The sequence below is a fragment of the Celeribacter baekdonensis B30 genome (assembly GCF_000299875.1).
GTDB classification, from domain to species: Bacteria; Pseudomonadota; Alphaproteobacteria; order Rhodobacterales; family Rhodobacteraceae; genus Celeribacter; species Celeribacter baekdonensis_A.
In genome coordinates this window covers 221,744-237,461 of record NZ_AMRK01000005.1, presented here as the reverse complement: position 1 = coordinate 237,461, position 15,718 = coordinate 221,744, and the positions used below count along the sequence as shown (strand labels likewise).

The 15,718-nt window shown below is 57.7% G+C and carries 21 protein-coding genes; 10 read left to right on the top strand and 11 right to left on the bottom strand.

Annotated elements, in window-relative coordinates; translation table 11 throughout:
• Positions 1 to 70 precede the first annotated feature (70 nt).
• Both B30_RS11290 and nth read right to left on the bottom strand, forming a co-directional pair.
• On the bottom strand, positions 71 to 1,057 hold the full coding sequence (locus B30_RS11290; protein WP_009572201.1) for an adenosine kinase: 987 nt from the start codon (positions 1,055 to 1,057) through the stop codon (positions 71 to 73).
• Positions 1,050 to 1,700 carry an endonuclease III gene (nth, locus tag B30_RS11285; RefSeq protein ID WP_009572200.1) on the bottom strand — a complete coding sequence of 217 codons (651 nt, stop codon included), beginning with the start codon at positions 1,698 to 1,700 and terminating at the stop codon, positions 1,050 to 1,052. Before nth ends, B30_RS11290 begins: the two co-directional genes overlap by 8 nt.
• Positions 1,701 to 1,871: 171 nt before the next feature.
• On the opposite strand from nth, the gene B30_RS21400 reads away from it, so the two are divergent.
• The 4 genes from B30_RS21400 to B30_RS11265 all read left to right on the top strand — a co-directional run bounded on the left by B30_RS21400 (position 1,872) and on the right by B30_RS11265 (position 5,188).
• Positions 1,872 to 2,579, top strand: a complete 708-nt coding sequence (locus B30_RS21400; RefSeq protein WP_009572199.1) for a Hint domain-containing protein — start codon at positions 1,872 to 1,874, stop codon at positions 2,577 to 2,579.
• A gap of 88 nt (positions 2,580 to 2,667) precedes the next feature.
• Positions 2,668 to 3,603: a methylated-DNA--[protein]-cysteine S-methyltransferase gene (locus tag B30_RS11275; RefSeq protein ID WP_009572198.1), complete on the top strand. Its 936-nt coding sequence runs from the start codon at positions 2,668 to 2,670 to the stop codon at positions 3,601 to 3,603.
• A 37-nt stretch (positions 3,604 to 3,640) separates the two neighbouring features.
• Positions 3,641 to 4,288 (top strand): OmpA family protein, encoded by a 648-nt coding sequence (locus tag B30_RS11270; RefSeq protein WP_009572197.1) that lies wholly within the window; start codon positions 3,641 to 3,643, stop codon positions 4,286 to 4,288.
• Between the two features lie 129 nt (positions 4,289 to 4,417).
• On the top strand, positions 4,418 to 5,188 hold the full coding sequence (locus tag B30_RS11265) for a FadR/GntR family transcriptional regulator (RefSeq protein WP_009572196.1): 771 nt from the start codon (positions 4,418 to 4,420) through the stop codon (positions 5,186 to 5,188).
• A gap of 91 nt (positions 5,189 to 5,279) precedes the next feature.
• Here B30_RS11265 and B30_RS11260 read toward each other — a convergent pair whose 3' ends face one another.
• The 5 genes from B30_RS11260 to B30_RS11240 all read right to left on the bottom strand — a co-directional run bounded on the left by B30_RS11260 (position 5,280) and on the right by B30_RS11240 (position 7,911).
• Positions 5,280 to 5,852, bottom strand: a complete 573-nt coding sequence (locus tag B30_RS11260; RefSeq protein ID WP_009572195.1) for a F0F1 ATP synthase subunit B — start codon at positions 5,850 to 5,852, stop codon at positions 5,280 to 5,282.
• Between the two features lie 4 nt (positions 5,853 to 5,856).
• Positions 5,857 to 6,387: a F0F1 ATP synthase subunit B' gene (locus B30_RS11255; RefSeq protein WP_009572194.1), complete on the bottom strand. Its 531-nt coding sequence runs from the start codon at positions 6,385 to 6,387 to the stop codon at positions 5,857 to 5,859.
• A 114-nt stretch (positions 6,388 to 6,501) separates the two neighbouring features.
• Complete coding sequence (locus B30_RS11250) at positions 6,502 to 6,738, bottom strand: F0F1 ATP synthase subunit C (protein ID WP_009572193.1); 237 nt, start codon at positions 6,736 to 6,738, stop codon at positions 6,502 to 6,504.
• Positions 6,739 to 6,796: 58 nt separating this feature from the next.
• The gene (locus B30_RS11245; protein WP_040402279.1) at positions 6,797 to 7,552 is read right to left on the bottom strand and encodes a F0F1 ATP synthase subunit A; all 756 of its coding nucleotides are present in this window, start codon (positions 7,550 to 7,552) and stop codon (positions 6,797 to 6,799) included.
• A gap of 2 nt (positions 7,553 to 7,554) precedes the next feature.
• Positions 7,555 to 7,911: an AtpZ/AtpI family protein gene (locus B30_RS11240; protein ID WP_009572191.1), complete on the bottom strand. Its 357-nt coding sequence runs from the start codon at positions 7,909 to 7,911 to the stop codon at positions 7,555 to 7,557.
• Between the two features lie 231 nt (positions 7,912 to 8,142).
• Here B30_RS11240 and B30_RS11235 point away from each other — a divergent pair, with 231 nt between their 5' ends.
• The gene (locus tag B30_RS11235; RefSeq protein ID WP_009572190.1) at positions 8,143 to 8,469 is read left to right on the top strand and encodes an ArsR/SmtB family transcription factor; all 327 of its coding nucleotides are present in this window, start codon (positions 8,143 to 8,145) and stop codon (positions 8,467 to 8,469) included.
• A 7-nt stretch (positions 8,470 to 8,476) separates the two neighbouring features.
• Here the strand turns inward: B30_RS11235 and B30_RS22660 are convergent, their stop codons facing one another.
• On the bottom strand, positions 8,477 to 8,812 hold the full coding sequence (locus tag B30_RS22660; RefSeq protein ID WP_040402277.1) for a winged helix-turn-helix transcriptional regulator: 336 nt from the start codon (positions 8,810 to 8,812) through the stop codon (positions 8,477 to 8,479).
• On the opposite strand from B30_RS22660, the gene B30_RS11225 reads away from it, so the two are divergent.
• Complete coding sequence (locus tag B30_RS11225; protein WP_009572188.1) at positions 8,813 to 9,640, top strand: MBL fold metallo-hydrolase; 828 nt, start codon at positions 8,813 to 8,815, stop codon at positions 9,638 to 9,640.
• On the opposite strand, the gene B30_RS11220 is transcribed toward B30_RS11225, so the two are convergent.
• The 3 genes from B30_RS11220 to B30_RS11210 form a co-directional block, all read right to left on the bottom strand.
• A complete protein-coding gene (locus B30_RS11220; protein ID WP_040402351.1) occupies positions 9,624 to 10,475 on the bottom strand; it encodes a DMT family transporter in 852 nt (283 codons plus the stop codon). The two genes, B30_RS11225 and B30_RS11220, sit on opposite strands and share 17 nt — an antisense overlap.
• 160 nt (positions 10,476 to 10,635) lie before the next feature.
• Positions 10,636 to 11,541 (bottom strand): LysR family transcriptional regulator, encoded by a 906-nt coding sequence (locus tag B30_RS11215; protein ID WP_009572186.1) that lies wholly within the window; start codon positions 11,539 to 11,541, stop codon positions 10,636 to 10,638.
• 76 nt (positions 11,542 to 11,617) lie between these two features.
• Positions 11,618 to 12,418 (bottom strand): hypothetical protein, encoded by an 801-nt coding sequence (locus tag B30_RS11210; protein ID WP_009572185.1) that lies wholly within the window; start codon positions 12,416 to 12,418, stop codon positions 11,618 to 11,620.
• Positions 12,419 to 12,742: 324 nt separating this feature from the next.
• On the opposite strand from B30_RS11210, the gene ffh reads away from it, so the two are divergent.
• From ffh to rpsP, 4 genes are read left to right on the top strand one after another with little or no spacing between them, the layout of a single operon-like run.
• Positions 12,743 to 14,266: a signal recognition particle protein gene (ffh, locus tag B30_RS11205; protein WP_009572184.1), complete on the top strand. Its 1,524-nt coding sequence runs from the start codon at positions 12,743 to 12,745 to the stop codon at positions 14,264 to 14,266.
• Positions 14,267 to 14,268: 2 nt separating this feature from the next.
• Positions 14,269 to 14,811, top strand: coding sequence for a GNAT family N-acetyltransferase (locus B30_RS11200; RefSeq protein WP_009572183.1), 543 nt, complete (start codon positions 14,269 to 14,271; stop codon positions 14,809 to 14,811).
• A complete protein-coding gene (locus B30_RS11195; RefSeq protein WP_009572181.1) occupies positions 14,808 to 15,107 on the top strand; it encodes a chorismate mutase in 300 nt (99 codons plus the stop codon). The genes B30_RS11200 and B30_RS11195 overlap by 4 nt, the downstream gene beginning before the upstream one ends.
• A 49-nt stretch (positions 15,108 to 15,156) precedes the next feature.
• Complete coding sequence (gene rpsP / locus B30_RS11190; protein WP_009572180.1) at positions 15,157 to 15,543, top strand: 30S ribosomal protein S16; 387 nt, start codon at positions 15,157 to 15,159, stop codon at positions 15,541 to 15,543.
• Positions 15,544 to 15,718: the final 175 nt, after the last annotated feature.

Genomic DNA, 15,718 nt, shown 5'->3' with positions numbered 1-15,718 from the left:
TAGTCCAAATACTCATAAAAACGGCGCGCGAGGGGCCTCCTGCGCGCCGTTTTTGATCCGAAGTCAGGCTTTAGATCAGCCCTTCTTTTTGGAACAAGACCTTGAGGTCCGCCTCAGGGCGCGGGCCGATGTGGGAAATCACCTCGGCGGCGGCCACACAGCCCATCCGGCCACAGGTCGCAAGGCTTTGCCCGGTGGCGTAGCCATAAAGGAAGCCCGCCGCGAATTGATCGCCCGCCCCAGTGGTATCCACCGGTTGCACGCGTTTGACCGGCACCACAGCCTCTTCATCGCCGCGCACCAACACCACGTCAGAGCCACCACGCGAACAGACCACGAGGCCACATTCGAAGGCTGCCAATTCCAAGGCCGTCGACAGGTCAGCCTGATAGAGACTTTCCCATTCATGTTCGTTGCCGATGACGAAATCCATCTCTTTGACAAAGGTCCGAAAATCATCACGGTGACGGTCCACACAGAACGGATCGGACAGAGAAATCCCAACCTTGCCGCCCGCCGCTTTGGTCAGTTTCGCGGCCTGGTCAAAGGCGTGTTTTCCCTTGGGTTTGTCGTAAAGATAGCCCTCAAGGAACATAATATCCGTGTCGCCCGCTGCGGTCTCGGTCACATCAGCCTCGGAAATTTCCGAAGAAATCCCCAAATAGGTGTTCATCGACCGCTCGCCATCCGGGGAGACGAAAATCATCGACCGTGAGGTCGGCAATTCACCACCCGGCACCGGCGCATTCACAAAGGCTGTGCCATCGGCCACCATCTCGGCGGCATAAAACCGTCCCAAAGCGTCGTCATGCACCCGCCCGATAAAGCCGGTTTTCAGCCCCAGCATACCCAGCCCCGCCAGAGTGTTGGCGACGGACCCCCCCGGCGTTTGAACCCGGTTTTCCATCGCGCCATAAAGCATTTCGCCGCGCTCGCGTTCGACAAGCTGCATGATGCCTTTGTCGATCCCCATAAGGTCGAGGAAACTGTCATCGGCCTGGCTGATCACATCGACGATGGCGTTGCCGATACCGACAACCTGATAGGTTTTAGTCAAAATTTTTCTCCTCGAAGGCGCAGAGGTCTCGTATCAAACATGTGCTGCACAAAGGTTTACGCGCTTTGCAGGTGTAGCGTCCGTGCAGGATCATCCAGTGATGCGCGTGCTGTTGGAATTCGGCGGGGATGTGGTCCTCGATCGCGCGTTCGACCGCGACGACATCCTTGCCCACGGCCACGCCCGAACGATTGCCGAACCGAAAAATATGGGTGTCGACGGCTTGGGTTGGCACATGCCACCACATGTTCAACACCACATTGGCGGTTTTGCGGCCCACCCCCGGCAGGCTTTCAAGAGCGGCGCGCGACGAGGGCACCTCACCGTCATAGTCATCCACCAAAATTTGGCTCAGCTTGATGACATTCTTGGCCTTATTGCGATAGAGGCCGATGGTTTTGATATGTTCAATCAATCCCTCTTCGCCCAAATCGAGCATCTTTTGCGGCGTGTCGGCGATTTTGAACAGGGCATTTGTGGCCTTGTTGACACCTTTATCGGTCGCCTGCGCCGAAAGCGCCACGGCCACCACCAATGTATAGGCGTTGACGTGATCAAGCTCGCCTTTCGGCTCGGCCTCGGCGGTTTGGAACCGGGTGAAGATCTCTTTGATCGTGTGATACTCAAGCTGTTTCATGGGCATTCTAATGCCTTGTCGCGCCGCGCGGAGCAAGCCGTAGGTGACATGCGTGCAATTTTCCTAAAATCAGATGAAAATACGCACAATTTAGAGCCTTTGAACGGGGGCGATTAATCCGGTCTTCAGGGTTTACTGAAAAACTCGCCCTAACTTGGCTGTTTCAGGATCACACATATGAACGCTTTCGCGGATATGAGCCCTTTTGCGGGAATGGGGATGACGGGGGCGGAGCTTTTGTCCGATGAGTCCCCGATGCCAGATCACGAAACACGGAGCGGTCCCAAATCTCTTTCGGGATTTGGCCCCGGCGTGATGATTGAAACCAGCGAAGGTCCGCAACCCGTCGAATGGCTACGCCCCGGCGATCTGTTGTTGACACGCGATCACGGCTATCAACCGCTCCTTTGGGTCGGGAGAAGTGCGTTGGATGAGGCCCATGTCATCAAGCCTCTGCGCATTTTCGCGGGCGCTCTGGGCGAACACGCCCCGGAACGCGATCTGATCCTGTCGCCGGATCATCATATTCTCCTGAGCGCACCGCAAATTGAACTTTATTTTGCCGAAGCCGAAGTGTTTGTTCCCGTTTCCGACATCGCCACCGAAGCGGAGGCCGCCTATGCGATTCCCCATCCGGAATATGCCTATTGCCATCTTCTCATGAAGGAGCATGAGGTGCTTTTGGCCGAAGGCGTTTGGATCGAAAGCCTGTTTGCGGATGAACGAACCCTATCCATGCTTCCGTCTGAAACCGTAATGAGCCTCCTCACAAAACTCGAACCAAACCACCGGAACACCGAAACAGCGCGCATGATGCTCAAACGAGGCGAAGCTCTCGCGTTGCAACTGCGTTCTGCCATCGCAGCACGTCGCATAGCCGCCTAGGCCCCCGGATCATCGGCGTTTCACCAAGTTTCGGGTCGGCAGAGACGCGCTAAGGCGCTAAGGTTTGACCGTTACCCTCTGATCTTGGATGCCGCCCGTGACCTATGAAGACAAGCCCCTCGAAGACCAATACCATTTCAACGTGATCCGTCGCGCCATCGACCTGTTGGATCAGGCCCCCCTACCCTTGCCGCTTGACGCACTGGCACAGGCTCTGGGCATGAGCCCGCATCACGCGCAAAAAATCTTTTCGCAATGGGCCGGAGTGTCGCCAAAACGGTTTCAGCAATATCTCACCTTGGGCCATGCCAAGGCGATGATTGCACAAAATCATACAATGGTTGAGGTCGCCGATGGTGCCGGGCTGTCCAGCACGGGCCGCCTGCACGATCTCTTTATGCGCTGGGATGCGATGACGCCGGGGGATTTTGCCCGCAAAGGTGCGGGGCTGACACTCGCATACGGCTGGTTCGCCACGCCCTTTGGCGACGCCTTGGCCATGTCCACCGAGCGCGGCCTCTGCGCCCTCGCCTTTATCTCTGAGACCACGCGAGAGGCGGCCTTTGCCGACCTCTCCGGGCGTTGGCCCGCCGCCACCTACATTGATGACACCGAAGCCGTGCGCCCCTACATCACCGCAGCCATCGGCGGCGGCGATCTGAAACTGCACCTCATCGGTGCGCCGTTTCAGATCAAAGTCTGGGAGGCGCTTTTGTCGATCCCTTCGGGTCAGGTCACCACCTATTCCGACATCGCTGCGGCCATTGGTGCGCCCAAAGCCGTGCGCGCGGTCGGCACCGCCGTCGGGCGCAACCCGGTGAGCTGGTTGATCCCCTGCCACCGCGTTTTGCGCAAAACCGGCGCTTTGGGCGGCTATCACTGGGGTCTACCTGTCAAACGCGCGCTTTTGGCCTATGAAAGCCTGCAAGCCGACAGTCAATCCCACGTCCCGACTGAGCAGAAACCCGCCGCACTTGCGTGCTCCGCGAAAATCCACCGTGTTTCTGGCGCAATAGAGCGGTAAAACCAGCGCCAGAGCAGTTTTAACACGAGGATACGATATGAAATCCCCTCTTTTCGTTGCCATCCCGCTGATCGCCAGTTTTGGCCTGACGGCGTGCATGGACACCTATAGCGCTGATTCCAATCAGAAAACCACCCAAGGTGCCGTTATCGGCGCGACCCTTGGCGGCATTTTAGGCGCAAGCTCCAATGACGACAAATTGGCAAAAGCCGCCGTCGGTGCGGTGATTGGTGGGGCCATTGGTGGCGCCATCGGTCAGCAATTGGACAAACAAGCCGCAGATTTGCGTCAGGATCTCGGCAATGATGACGTGAAAATCGTCAACACCGGCTCGCAGTTGATTGTCACCATGCCACAGGACATTCTGTTTGCCACCGATAGCTCCGTTGTGATGCCCTCGCTGCAAAGCGACCTGAGCAAACTGGCCTATAACCTTCAGGATTATCCGAACACCACGGTTCAGGTGATCGGTCACACGGACAACACCGGCTCTGCAACCTACAACCAAGCCTTGTCGACCCGCCGCGCCTCTGCTGTGGCAACGATCCTGACCGCCAATGGCGTGGCTCCGGGCCGGGTTCAGGCCTATGGCCGCGGCGAAGATGCGCCTGTGACCACCAACCTGACCCCAGAAGGCCGCGCGCAAAACCGCCGCGTCGAAATCGTCATCACGCCGATGACCTGACCTCGCCAAAAGGGGACGATTTGAAAGGCCGGGCTCAGTCCCGGCCTTTTTCACGGCCAACAGATGCGTGTTTTCGTGGCACCTCTGCGCGTCTGGTCATATGATTTGATCACTCTTATGGAGGGGCCCATGCCATTTCAAAAAATCAACGCCGAAAAACTGTCGCATTCGGTGATGAAGCAAATCGAATTGTTGATCCTGCGTGGCATTTTGCGACCCGGCGAACGCCTGCCCTCGGAACGCGATTTGGCGGAGCGTCTGGGCGTATCGCGGCCCTCGGTGCGCGAAGCCCTCGCAGAGCTCTCGTCCAAGGGGCTTTTGACCACAAAAGCCGGCGCAGGCGTGTTTGTCGCGGATGTCTTGGGGTCGGCCTTCTCCCCCGCCTTGGTCAAACTCTTTGGCAGCCATGACGAGGCGGTGTTTGACTACATCGCGTTTCGTCGTGACATGGAGGGCCTGGCCGCCGAACGTGCCACCCGCTTTGCCTCCGACACCGATTTAAACGTCATCAACGCGATCTTTAAAAAAATGGAAGCGGCGCATCCTAAGCGCAATCCAACGGACGAAGCACGGCTTGATGCGGAGTTTCACCTCTCGATCATTGAGGCCAGCCACAATGTCATCATGCTGCATATGATGCGGTCAATGTTTGATCTGCTGCGTGAGGGTGTGTTTTACAACCGCTCGGTGATCTTCAAACAACGCACCAACCGCGCCCTTCTGTTGGATCAACACCGCGCCATCAATGACGCGTTGCAAGCGCGCGACCCGGACGCCGCCCGCGCGGCAGTGATCCGGCATCTGGATTATGTCGAAACGGCGCTCAGCGATCAGCAGAAATTCGAGCGCAACGAAGACATTGCCCGGCTCAGGTTTGAGCATGAACAGTCGCGGGGCTGACCCCTTTCATTGCAGCCAAATACTCAAAACAAAACCCCCGCCAAAGCGGGGGTTTTTTGATCGGGGTTTGACGGGTCAGGTCAGGGAAAGATCAGTGCAGTTTTTCACCGACTTCGGTGATCGAGGTTTCGATCAACGTATTGGCATCTGCTGCCGTCATCTGTTTGGTGATGATGTCAGAGGCCGCGCCAATGGCGACGGTGATGGCTGCGTTGCGCACGTCACGGATGGCCGCAGCTTCGGCTGCCGCAATCTGGTCTTCAGCCGCGGCGAGACGACGTTGGATCGAGGTCTTGATGTCCTCTTTCGCTTTCTCGGCAGCCAATTCCGCGTCTTTTTTGGCCTGAGCGACAATAGCGTCGGCTTGGTCTTGCACTTCGCGCTGTTTGCGCTCGTAAGAGGCCAAGATCGACTGCGCTTCGTCACGCAGGGCACGGGCTTCGTCCAGATCGGATTTGATGCCAGCCGCACGGTCGTCAAGCATTTTGCCCAACAGAGCCGGAACCTTTTTCCAGATCAGAATGCCAACAAACACCAAAAAGCCCAAAAGGACGATCAGGTTGGTGTTGGTCAGCGTCCAGAAATCGCCCGAAAACGGGTTTTGGGATGCGGCCAAGGCCGGGGTTGCAGTAACCAATGCGATGAGAAGAGAAAGTTTTTTCATATCCTTACCCTTTCATACGCGCGGTGACCGCGGCGGTGATGGTGCGTGCATCCGCAGTTGTACCGAGAGCGGCGACGATTTCTTTGGCGGTGTCTTTGGCCACAGCTTTGACACTGTCCATCGCACCATCGCGGATTTCGGTGATGGCTTTCTCAGATTCGGCCGCTTTGGCCGCAATCTGTGCATCGGCTTTGGCAAGCGCTGTGTCGAGATCGGCCTGAATCGCAGCGCGGGTCTCGTTGGAGATCCGTTGCGCTTCAGACTTCGCCTCAGCGAGAGCCGCGTTATAGGCTGCTTCTGCCTCTTTGGCCTTGAGCTTGAGCTCTTCAGCGGCAGAAATATCATTCATGATCGTGCCGGACCGTTCCGCAAGCACCGTAGAGATGCGCGGCAGGGCGATTTTCGAGAGCACGAAATAGATCACGACAAGCGTGACCAGAAGCCAGAAAATTTGGTTGGGGAATGTCGCGAAGTCGAGCTGCGGCATGCCTGCCTCAGCGGTCGCCAACTCTGCCCCGTGCGTCTCTGTTGCCATCTTATCCTCCTGGCTCTGACCTAATTCTCCGAAACCTATGCCGGAGAGACCCCTAGTTTACGCGAGGGTGGATCGGAAAACCGACCCACCCTGCCGTAAGGATAGAGTGTTCGATCAGACGGCGAACATCAGCAGAAGAGCGACGAGGAACGAGAAGATCCCCAGAGCTTCTGCAAAGGCCATGCCGATGAAGAGGGTCGCAGTTTGCGATGCAGCTGCGGACGGGTTACGAAGAGCGCCGGACAGGTAGTTGCCAGCCACGTTACCCACACCGATGGCTGCGCCACCCATGCCGATTGCTGTGAGGCCTACACCGATGTATTTGCCGAGTTCTGCGATATTGCCTTCCATGGGGGTATCTCCTTACGTTGGAATTGGCTGAAAAAGTGAGTTCTAAACCTGACCGGACTTAGTGAACCGGGTGCAGTGCGTCTTTGAGATAGACACAGGTCAGAATGGTGAACACGTAGGCCTGAATGAAGGCCACGAGAATTTCGAGACCGTACATCGCGGTGATCGCAAGGATCGAAACCGGCGAGATAGCGGCGATGGCGGCAAAGCCCGCAAACACTTTGATCACGGCGTGGCCGGCCATCATGTTACCAGCCAAACGAATGGAGTGGCTGACAGGGCGCACGAAGTAGGAGATCAGCTCGATCACCGCAAGAAGCGGGCGCACAGCGAGCGGCGCGGAGGAAATCCAGAACAACGCGAGGAATTTGGAGCCGTTTTTCACAAACCCCAGAATGGTGACGAAAGAGAACACCAAGAGGGCGAGAACACCGGTCACAGCAATGTGGGACGTGGTGGTGAAGGACAGCGGCAGAAGGCCAAGTATGTTGGCGAAGACGATGAACGAGAACAGCGTCATGATATACGGGAAGTAGCGGATGGCGTCTTTGCCAGCGACATCTTCTACCATCTTATAGACGAAACCGTACATCAGCTCGGCAATGGACTGACCTTTGGAGGGCACCATGGCGCGGCCACGGGAGCCGACGACCAAAAGGAGCACGATCGCCAGAACGGTGATCGCCATCCAAAGCGTGACGTTGGTCACGGTGTACCAATGGATCGTGCCGTCGCCAAACAGAGACACCGGCTTGAACTGATCCATCGGGTGGAAGGCCAAGCTGCTCTCGGAACCATGCGCTTCAGTTGCCACGTTCAATCCCTCTCATCACGTGCGGGGTCACCCGCGTTATCATTCTTGGCGGCATCTGCCACCTGCCCAGCTTCGATTTCCTTGGCGGTTCGCATCATCGTTTTGACGCCCGCAGCAAGACCGAAGCCTATGAACAGTACGAGGAACAAGGGCGTTGTGCCCAAGAGCTTATCCAAGCCCCACCCCATACCAAAGCCGATCAAGAGACCAGCCACCAATTCCACCACCATCCGCCAGGCCATATTGGCCTGAGAAAAGTGTTCTTCACCGCGGGAGGCTTTGGGCGTCAGCGCCCCTTTTGCCTTTTCGATCCGATCTTCCAAAGCGCGCAGGCGCTCGGGATCATGCGGGTCGGTCATGGCAAAAAGCCCCTTTGGTTGCTTGGCGGCAAGCTATGCGGGAGGGCATTCAGAGTCAACACGGGAATACCCCATTTTAAAATGGCTTAACCATATGTTTTAATTGAGTATTTCAATCGCAATAAAGGCAGCACCCAACATGCCTTTGCCGCTGTTAGCGCTCGCCGCTCGCGTTTTCGTTATTCAACCAAATGGTTGACCAAAGCATCGTGTGGCCCTAACGGATTTGATATGTCGCATGATCTTGATCTCATATTCGCCGCCCTGTCTGATCCGACCCGTCGGGCGATCCTTGAGATGTTGCTTGAGGACGACATGGCGGTGACCGATGTGGCCGAACCGTTCGAGATGTCACTGGCGGCGATTTCCAAACATCTTGGCATCCTCACCCGCGCCGGATTGATCGTGCAAGAAAAGCGCGGTCGGGTGAAATGGTGCAAACTCGACCCGAGCGCGATCCGCGCCTCCTCTGTATGGATGCAGGGGTTTGGGCAGTTCGTCGAACTGGACCTTGATGGGTTGGAACGGTTTTTAGCGCAGGAACTGCCGCAAGACTAAACGTCCCCTATGCCCACTCTTGGCTCCAATCGTAAAGCTGTCCCACGATCTCCCCCAGCGCGCGGCCCTTGTCGGTCAGAGAATAGCCGACCCGTCGGCGGGCGTCATATTTGGCGACCCGCAACACCAATCCATTGTCTTCAAACGCCCGCAACTGCGCCTTTAAAACCTTCCGACTGATGCCATCGAGGGCGCGGGTCAGTTCGAGGAAATGCATCTCTCCCCCCAGCAAACAATGAAGCACAGATGGGCCGTGCTTGCCGCCCAATAGCCGCAGCGTCTCCCCCACAGGGCAAGCGCCCGTCTCTGGGACAGTCCACGGACGGTTTTGGGGCGGCCTCATATGCTGCATCTGGTCCTCCGGTTACAAAAAAGTGCCCAATTGCGGGCGTCTGGCGGCGATGTCATCACCGATTGCATCCTGATCCTATCCGAGACACGCGCCATGACCCAAACATTTGTCGATACCATCCCCATGCTGCCCTTTGGCATGCTCAATGCCTTTCTGATCAGTCGGGGAGATCGCGCCGTTTTGGTGGACACAGGCCTGCCCAATTCAGAGCCCAAGATCGAAAAGGCGCTGAACGCAAGGCGCTTGGATTGGTCAAATCTCACCCTCATCCTTCTCACCCATGCTCACATTGATCACGCCGGCTCCGCCGCCCGTGTGCAGATGCGTAGCGCCGCGCCCCTGCTCGCGCATCACGATGAGCTTCCCTATTGTCAGGGCGAGCCGCCGCGGCTCAGACCAAGCGGACCTTTTGGCCGGGTGTTTTACAGGACGGGTGCGATCCAACGACCGTTTGAGGCCGTGACGCCCGATGTGATCATGACCACGGACGGGTTTGATCTTTCAGAGTTTGGGATTGCGGCGCAGGTGCTCCACACGCCCGGCCATACGCCGGGGTCCGTGTCGGTTCTTTTGGAGGACGGCCGCGTCATCGCCGGGGATTTGGCGGCATCCGGGATTTTGCTGGGCGGTATCGCGTGCCGCGCCCGGCCGAAATCGCCGCCATTCGAAGAAGAGCCCCTACACGTCGTCGCGTCCTTGCAACGTCTTTTGTCTGTTGGCGGGCGCGCGTTTTTTCTCGGGCACGGTGGCCCGCTGTCGGCCAAAGCCGTTCAGCGCCACTGTGATGCGCTTCGACACAGGTTTACGCCTCGTGTTTGAGCAACAAATAGAGCGCCAAAATCGTCAAGCCGATCCCACCGAACACCAACATCGGCGGCACGCCATGACCCAGAAAAATTTCCCAAATGATCACCCATGAGGGCACAAGATAGGTGTAGGCCATGACTTTTGCCGCCGCCAAACGCACGGAGGCAAAGGCCAAAAGCGAGGCGGTGATGGTGGTGGCGACAACAGCGAGATAGGCCAAGGTGATCCAGACGATCGAGGGCAGCGCGGCCCAATCGGTGGCCAGAATATCGCGCCAGCCGAACGCGAGGATCACGATGGAGGCTGCGGAAAGGATAAAGAAGGTAAAGACAAAGGTACGCTCGCCCCGGTGCAGACGCGGCACCAAAGGTGTGTAGATCGCATGAGCGACAACGCCGATGAAATACAGCGCCTCGCCTTTGCCGATTTGAAACGCCAAAAGCGCCTTGAGATCCGCCCTGAAAATCACCCAAAGCGCACCCGCGGCACCAATGGCCAAAGCCACGGCAATGCGGCGCGTGGTGATTTGGCGCATGATGAGATAGCCAAAGAACGCGGCCAAAACCGGGGTCAGGGTAAAGACGGCGGAGGCGGAGACCGGCGTCGCGGTTTTCAATCCGACAAACATCATGACGAAATACAGCGCGAAAATCCCGCCGAGAATGGCGTAGCGCCATGGCTGTTTGAAAGACGCGCGCGGAATGCCACCGGTCACAAGCGCCAAAACACCCACGATCAGCGCGGCCAGAACAAAACGCACCCCATTGATCGCAAGCGGGGTGATTTCATTGGCAGCCATGGCCCCAAGCGAAAAGGACCCGGCAACGAGGAAAGAGAAGGTGAGCATCGCAAGATGCCCGTTGCGCCGGTCATTGGCAGAAGCTTTGTGTGGCACGAGAGGCTCCCTGTGAAACCAGTTGCGATCAACTGGCCCCATGCCCCTTACCGAAACGGTGCGGGCGCGTCCATTGCCCGCACGCGCACAGGGGCCGTGACGTGCGTTGTCATCACGCCGAGTATCTTTCGGGCAAATCTTCCATGTCCTTCGCATAGGCTTTCAAAAACTTTAGAAAAGCCTGCACCTTGGCGGTGCGATGCAGATCGACATGGGTCACCAGCCACCCCTGACTTTCCAGCTCCGGCGTGGGAGGCATCAGTTGTACCAACCCGGACGTCCGCTCACCCCGCCATGTCGGCATGAACCCGGCACCTGCCCCCGCTATGACAGCCTCGGCCAGGGCTTCGCCATCAGAGGTGCGAAACACCACCCGATCATCGGCGACATTCTCATTCATCCAAATCATGAAAGGTGCGCGCGAGGTCTTGTTGTCCAAGGCGACGAAGCGCAGCTTGGTTGTGAGATCGGCGTCATCGGGCCGGCCATAGCGTTCAAGGTAAGTCTCATGCGCGTAGAGGCCAAAGGCTTGGCTGTAAAATTTCTGAACCACATTGTCGGGTTCCTGCGGCGGCAGGCCCGCGCGGATGGCAACATGCGCCTCGCCATATTCCAGCCGCAGCACACGTTCGTCCATCACATAGCGCACATAGAGATCTTGGTGTTGGTACTGAAACTCGGCAATCGCGGGCGCCATAAGCCGCGCGACACCGGGCAAGGAGGTGATCACCAATTCGCCCTCGACCTTTTCACCACGGCCTTTGATGCGTGAGACGAGCTGCGAAAACTGATCGTCGGTGGTCTGGGCAATTTTCAACAGATCAAGCCCGGCCTCAGTCGAGGTGTAGCCGCGCGCATGACGTTGGAACAGTTTGACCCCAAGGCGCGATTCCAAAGAATCGATATGGCGGATCACGGTGGCATGATGCACACCAAGCGCCTGAGCGGCCCCTGAGACAGTGCCCATTTTGGCAACATGAAAGGCGGTGCGAAATTCATCCCAGTTTTCAACAGACATCAACAACCTCATGTGCAGCAAGGAACGCTTTCCCGCCACACTCACGCCGTCCGTTCAAAATTGCAAGGGCATTCCTTTATTTCCGCAAATGCGCCCAACGCTGCGCCTGCTCAGGCAGCGCCGCATCCCATTCCTGCGCCAAGGCCACCCGTTCGACCGCCAAAAGCGTCTCCAGCGTTGAAATGCGTTCTGCGGCCTGACCGTCCTTGGCGCGCATGTGGTCCTGAAACCGATGCGAATGGAGAATGGTCGGGCGGGCATCCAGCGGCTCCCACGCATCCAAGACCGTCACCCGGCGCAGGTTGAATTCGGGCGGCAAAACGTAAAAGCGCAAATCGCTTTCCCATAACAGGTCCTTGAGAATGATCTGATCGCGCTCAATCGCATCATCGGCGAAAAACCGATCAGCCCATTCGGCCAGAAACGCCCACATCGGTTCCGAGCGGCGATAGAGAAACACCCCAGAATTGTGTTGCGGAAAGGCATAAGGGGTTTGGTGGTCGCGTCCCTCCTGGATCAACGCCCAATCGCGGCGCACATCATGGGTGAGCGCGCATTCAAACCGATCCAGTACCGCGAAGAGATCGCCCAGAGGTGCAACAAACAGCGTGTCGCAATCGACATAGAGCGTGCGTTGAAACCGGGTGGCGGACATGGCACGCAGCTTCTCGCGCGGGTGCATGTCAGGACAGGCGGTGACCCGATCAAACAAATCCCGCGGCAGGTTTTCCGGCAGGTCGGTGACCAGATCAATGGCAATATCGGGGTCCTGTGCCCGTAAGGAGCGCGCCGATTGGATCGCCAAATCCACATAATCCGCCCCGCCCGCCACATAAAGCACCCCGGTTTCACAGGCGTCTTGTGCGCGGACTGTCATCTGTGCGTCCTTCATCTGGTCTCTCCCCCTGAGCCGTAGATTAAATATTAGAGTGATTTGGCCCATCGACCAGCGCGTTGTGCGCGGATCTGACGCCTCATTGTCTTGACTCTCCATACGCAGGCGCGTATTGCCCGGATCAAATTCCCCGGAAGTCGTGTCTTCCGGTCCTCAGGCCGAGTGCCAGGATCGCCCCCCGTCAGCGTTATACGCCCACGGGGGCGGAACCGCATTTGGGCTTTGCAATTCGCCGCTCTGTCCCCACATAGAGCACATCGTTAACGGCCCCTGATCCCAAAACGGATCGAAAAAGGAGAACGGCCCATGTTTGAAAATCTGTCCGAACGCCTCTCTGGCGTCTTCGACAAGCTCACCAAACAGGGTGCTTTGTCCGAAGACGATGTCAAAACCGCCCTGCGCGAAGTGCGTGTGGCCCTGCTTGAGGCCGATGTCTCGCTGCCCGTGGCGCGTGATTTCGTCAAAGCGGTTGAAGCCAAGGCCACCGGCCAAGCCGTCACTAAATCCGTGACTCCGGGTCAGCAAGTTGTCAAAATCGTCCATGACGAATTGATCGCGGTTCTGGCCGGAGACGGTGCCGAAATCGGTCAACTTAAGGTCGACAACCCGCCTGCCGCGATCTTGATGGTCGGTCTGCAAGGTGGTGGTAAAACCACAACCACCGCGAAACTTGCCAAGCGTTTGAAAGACAAACAGGGCAAGCGCGTGTTGATGGCCTCGCTTGACGTCTATCGTCCGGCGGCGATGGATCAGCTCAAGGTCTTGGGCGATCAGATCGGCGTCGACACTTTGCCGATCGTGCCGGGGCAAAAGCCCGCCGACATCGCCAAACGCGCCAAACAACAGGCGCTGATGGGCGGCTATGACGTCTATATGCTCGACACCGCCGGTCGTTTGTCGATCGACGACGCGTTGATGGCCGAAGTCGAAGAGGTCAAAGCCGTCACCGCCCCGCGTGAGACGCTTTTGGTGGTGGACGGTCTAACCGGCCAAGATGCGGTGCACACCGCCGAAAACTTTGATGGCCGGATCGGCATCACCGGCGTCGTGTTGACCCGGATGGATGGCGACGGTCGCGGGGGTGCGGCGCTTTCCATGCGTGCGGTCACCGGCAAGCCGATCAAATTCGTCGGCTTGGGCGAAAAGATGGACGCGCTCGAAGAGTTCCACCCGGACCGTGTGGCGGGTCGCATCCTAGGCATGGGCGACATTGTTGCGCTTGTCGAAAAGGCACAGGAAACCATCGAGGCCGACCAAGCCCAGCGGATGATGAAGCGCTTTCAAAAGGGTCAGTTCAACATGAACGACCTGAAGATGCAGCTTGAACAGATGCAAAAAATGGGCGGCATGGAAGGCATCATGGGGATGATGCCCGGCATGGGAAAAATGGCCAAGCAGGTCAGCGATGCGGGCTTTGACGACAAGGTCATCACCCGCCAAATCGCCCTCGTGCAATCCATGACCAAAAAAGAACGCGCCAACCCGGCGCTCTTGCAGGCCTCACGCAAAAAGCGGATCGCCAAGGGTGCAGGTCTTGAAGTGTCCGAGCTCAACAAACTTTTGAAAATGCACCGCCAAATGGCGGACATGATGAAAAAGATGGGCAAAATGGGCAAGGGCGGCATGTTGAAACAGGCGGTCAAAGGCATGTTTGGCAAAGGCGGCCCCGAAGGTCTCGAAGATATGGACCCGGCAAAAATGGCCGAAGCCACCAAGGCGCTCTCTGGCGCATTGCCCAAGGGCATGTCTGGCCTTCCGGGCGGTCTTCCGGGGCTGGGCGGCGGCATGGGCCTGCCCTCCAATCTCTCCGGTCTGGGCAAAAAGAAATAGTCATGACGCTCGCCCCCACCATAGACACCCAGCGCCTGCGGTTGCGCGGCCATGTTGCAAGTGATTTCGATCACTTCGCTGACATGTTCGCCTCCGAGCGCTCGACGTTTATGCATGGGCCGCTGACCCGCCGTCAGGCTTGGTTCGCGTTCTGTGGTGACATCGCGCAATGGGATCTTTTCGGTCACGGCGCATGGGGCATTGAGCGGCTCAAAGACGGGGCGTTTGTTGGTCAGGTTGCACTCAACAAACCGCCGCATTTCCCGGAACTCGAACTCGGCTGGTTCATGATGGAGGGGTTTGAGGGCCATGGTTACGCCTTTGAAGCCGCCGAAATGGCCCGCTCCTATGCCTATGTCGAACTGGGTCACGACACGTTGGTGTCCTACATCGACGCGGGCAATGTCCGTTCGATTGCGCTGGCCGAACGGCTGGGCGCGACGTTGGACACAACCGCCGACACACCCGATCAAGAGGACTGCCTTGTCTATCGCCACCCCTCGCCAGAGGCGTTGCAAGACGGCGGAATGGAGGCCTACGCATGAGCAATGATGTCACCCGCGCTCAGGAAATCCTCAAAGAGCATCGCGAAAGCATTGATCGGCTCGATGCGATCCTCGTCTATACGCTGGGCGAGCGGTTCAAACACACACAGGCTGTCGGCAAACTCAAAGCCGCGCATGACCTGCCGCCCTCCGATCCCGATCGGGAGGCCAAACAAATTGCCCGGCTCGAAGACTTGGCCAAACGTGCCGATCTAGACCCGGAATTCGCAAAGGAATTCCTGAAATTCATCATTCAGGAAGTCATTCACCACCACGAAAAACATCAGGATTGCTGAGCGTTTTCAAACACGTCTCAGCTCAATAGCTCAATCAGGAGATTACACCATGGCTATGAAAATTCGTCTCGCCCGCGGCGGTTCCAAAAAACGCCCGCACTATTCCATCGTTGCATCCGACGCGCGCATGCCGCGTGATGGCCGCTTTATCGAAAAGCTGGGCACCTACAACCCGCTCTTGCCGAAAGACTCCGAAGATCGCGTCAAAATGGACCTCGACCGCGTGAAATATTGGCTCGGCCAAGGCGCACAGCCGACCGACCGTTTGGCACGTATGCTCGAAGCGGCTGGCGTTCTTGAGAAAAAAGTCCGCGCCAACCCGAACAAAGCCAAGCCGGGCAAAAAAGCCGTCGAGCGCGCTGAAGAGAAAGCTGCAAAAGTTGCTGCTGCCGCTGAAGCCGCTGCCGCGCCGGCCGAAGCTGCTGCTGAGGAATAAGCTCTGGACCGCTGCGGCCCGTCCGCATCGGTATCGGACGGGGCACCAGGCCTTTTGACCTGACCCCTGCTGTTCTGCGCCGGGTCTGCCGTTTGGTAGGTCCGGCGTTTCCCCTTTGGGGTGATTTTCTGACCCGAAAGACCTGCCTATGGTGCCACCTCACGCGGCATGAGGC

Excerpts from the sequence above, each read along its gene's own strand:
- B30_RS11220 (WP_040402351.1), bottom strand. The coding sequence starts at position 10,475 with ATGCTCACCTTCTCTTTCCTCGTTGCCGGGTCCTTTTCGCTTGGGGCC.
- B30_RS11200 (WP_009572183.1), top strand. The coding sequence starts at position 14,269 with ATGACGCTCGCCCCCACCATAGACACCCAGCGCCTGCGGTTGCGCGGC.
- B30_RS11265 (WP_009572196.1), top strand. The coding sequence starts at position 4,418 with ATGCCATTTCAAAAAATCAACGCCGAAAAACTGTCGCATTCGGTGATG.
- B30_RS11260 (WP_009572195.1), bottom strand. The coding sequence starts at position 5,852 with ATGAAAAAACTTTCTCTTCTCATCGCATTGGTTACTGCAACCCCGGCC.
- B30_RS11275 (WP_009572198.1), top strand. The coding sequence starts at position 2,668 with ATGCCGCCCGTGACCTATGAAGACAAGCCCCTCGAAGACCAATACCAT.
- B30_RS21400 (WP_009572199.1), top strand. The coding sequence starts at position 1,872 with ATGAACGCTTTCGCGGATATGAGCCCTTTTGCGGGAATGGGGATGACG.
- B30_RS11210 (WP_009572185.1), bottom strand. The coding sequence starts at position 12,418 with ATGACAGTCCGCGCACAAGACGCCTGTGAAACCGGGGTGCTTTATGTG.
- B30_RS11215 (WP_009572186.1), bottom strand. The coding sequence starts at position 11,541 with ATGTCTGTTGAAAACTGGGATGAATTTCGCACCGCCTTTCATGTTGCC.
- ffh (WP_009572184.1), top strand. The coding sequence starts at position 12,743 with ATGTTTGAAAATCTGTCCGAACGCCTCTCTGGCGTCTTCGACAAGCTC.
- B30_RS22660 (WP_040402277.1), bottom strand. The coding sequence starts at position 8,812 with ATGAGGCCGCCCCAAAACCGTCCGTGGACTGTCCCAGAGACGGGCGCT.
- B30_RS11195 (WP_009572181.1), top strand. The coding sequence starts at position 14,808 with ATGAGCAATGATGTCACCCGCGCTCAGGAAATCCTCAAAGAGCATCGC.
- B30_RS11270 (WP_009572197.1), top strand. The coding sequence starts at position 3,641 with ATGAAATCCCCTCTTTTCGTTGCCATCCCGCTGATCGCCAGTTTTGGC.
- nth (WP_009572200.1), bottom strand. The coding sequence starts at position 1,700 with ATGCCCATGAAACAGCTTGAGTATCACACGATCAAAGAGATCTTCACC.
- rpsP (WP_009572180.1), top strand. The coding sequence starts at position 15,157 with ATGGCTATGAAAATTCGTCTCGCCCGCGGCGGTTCCAAAAAACGCCCG.
- B30_RS11240 (WP_009572191.1), bottom strand. The coding sequence starts at position 7,911 with ATGACCGACCCGCATGATCCCGAGCGCCTGCGCGCTTTGGAAGATCGG.
- B30_RS11235 (WP_009572190.1), top strand. The coding sequence starts at position 8,143 with ATGTCGCATGATCTTGATCTCATATTCGCCGCCCTGTCTGATCCGACC.
- B30_RS11255 (WP_009572194.1), bottom strand. The coding sequence starts at position 6,387 with ATGGCAACAGAGACGCACGGGGCAGAGTTGGCGACCGCTGAGGCAGGC.
- B30_RS11225 (WP_009572188.1), top strand. The coding sequence starts at position 8,813 with ATGCTGCATCTGGTCCTCCGGTTACAAAAAAGTGCCCAATTGCGGGCG.
- B30_RS11250 (WP_009572193.1), bottom strand. The coding sequence starts at position 6,738 with ATGGAAGGCAATATCGCAGAACTCGGCAAATACATCGGTGTAGGCCTC.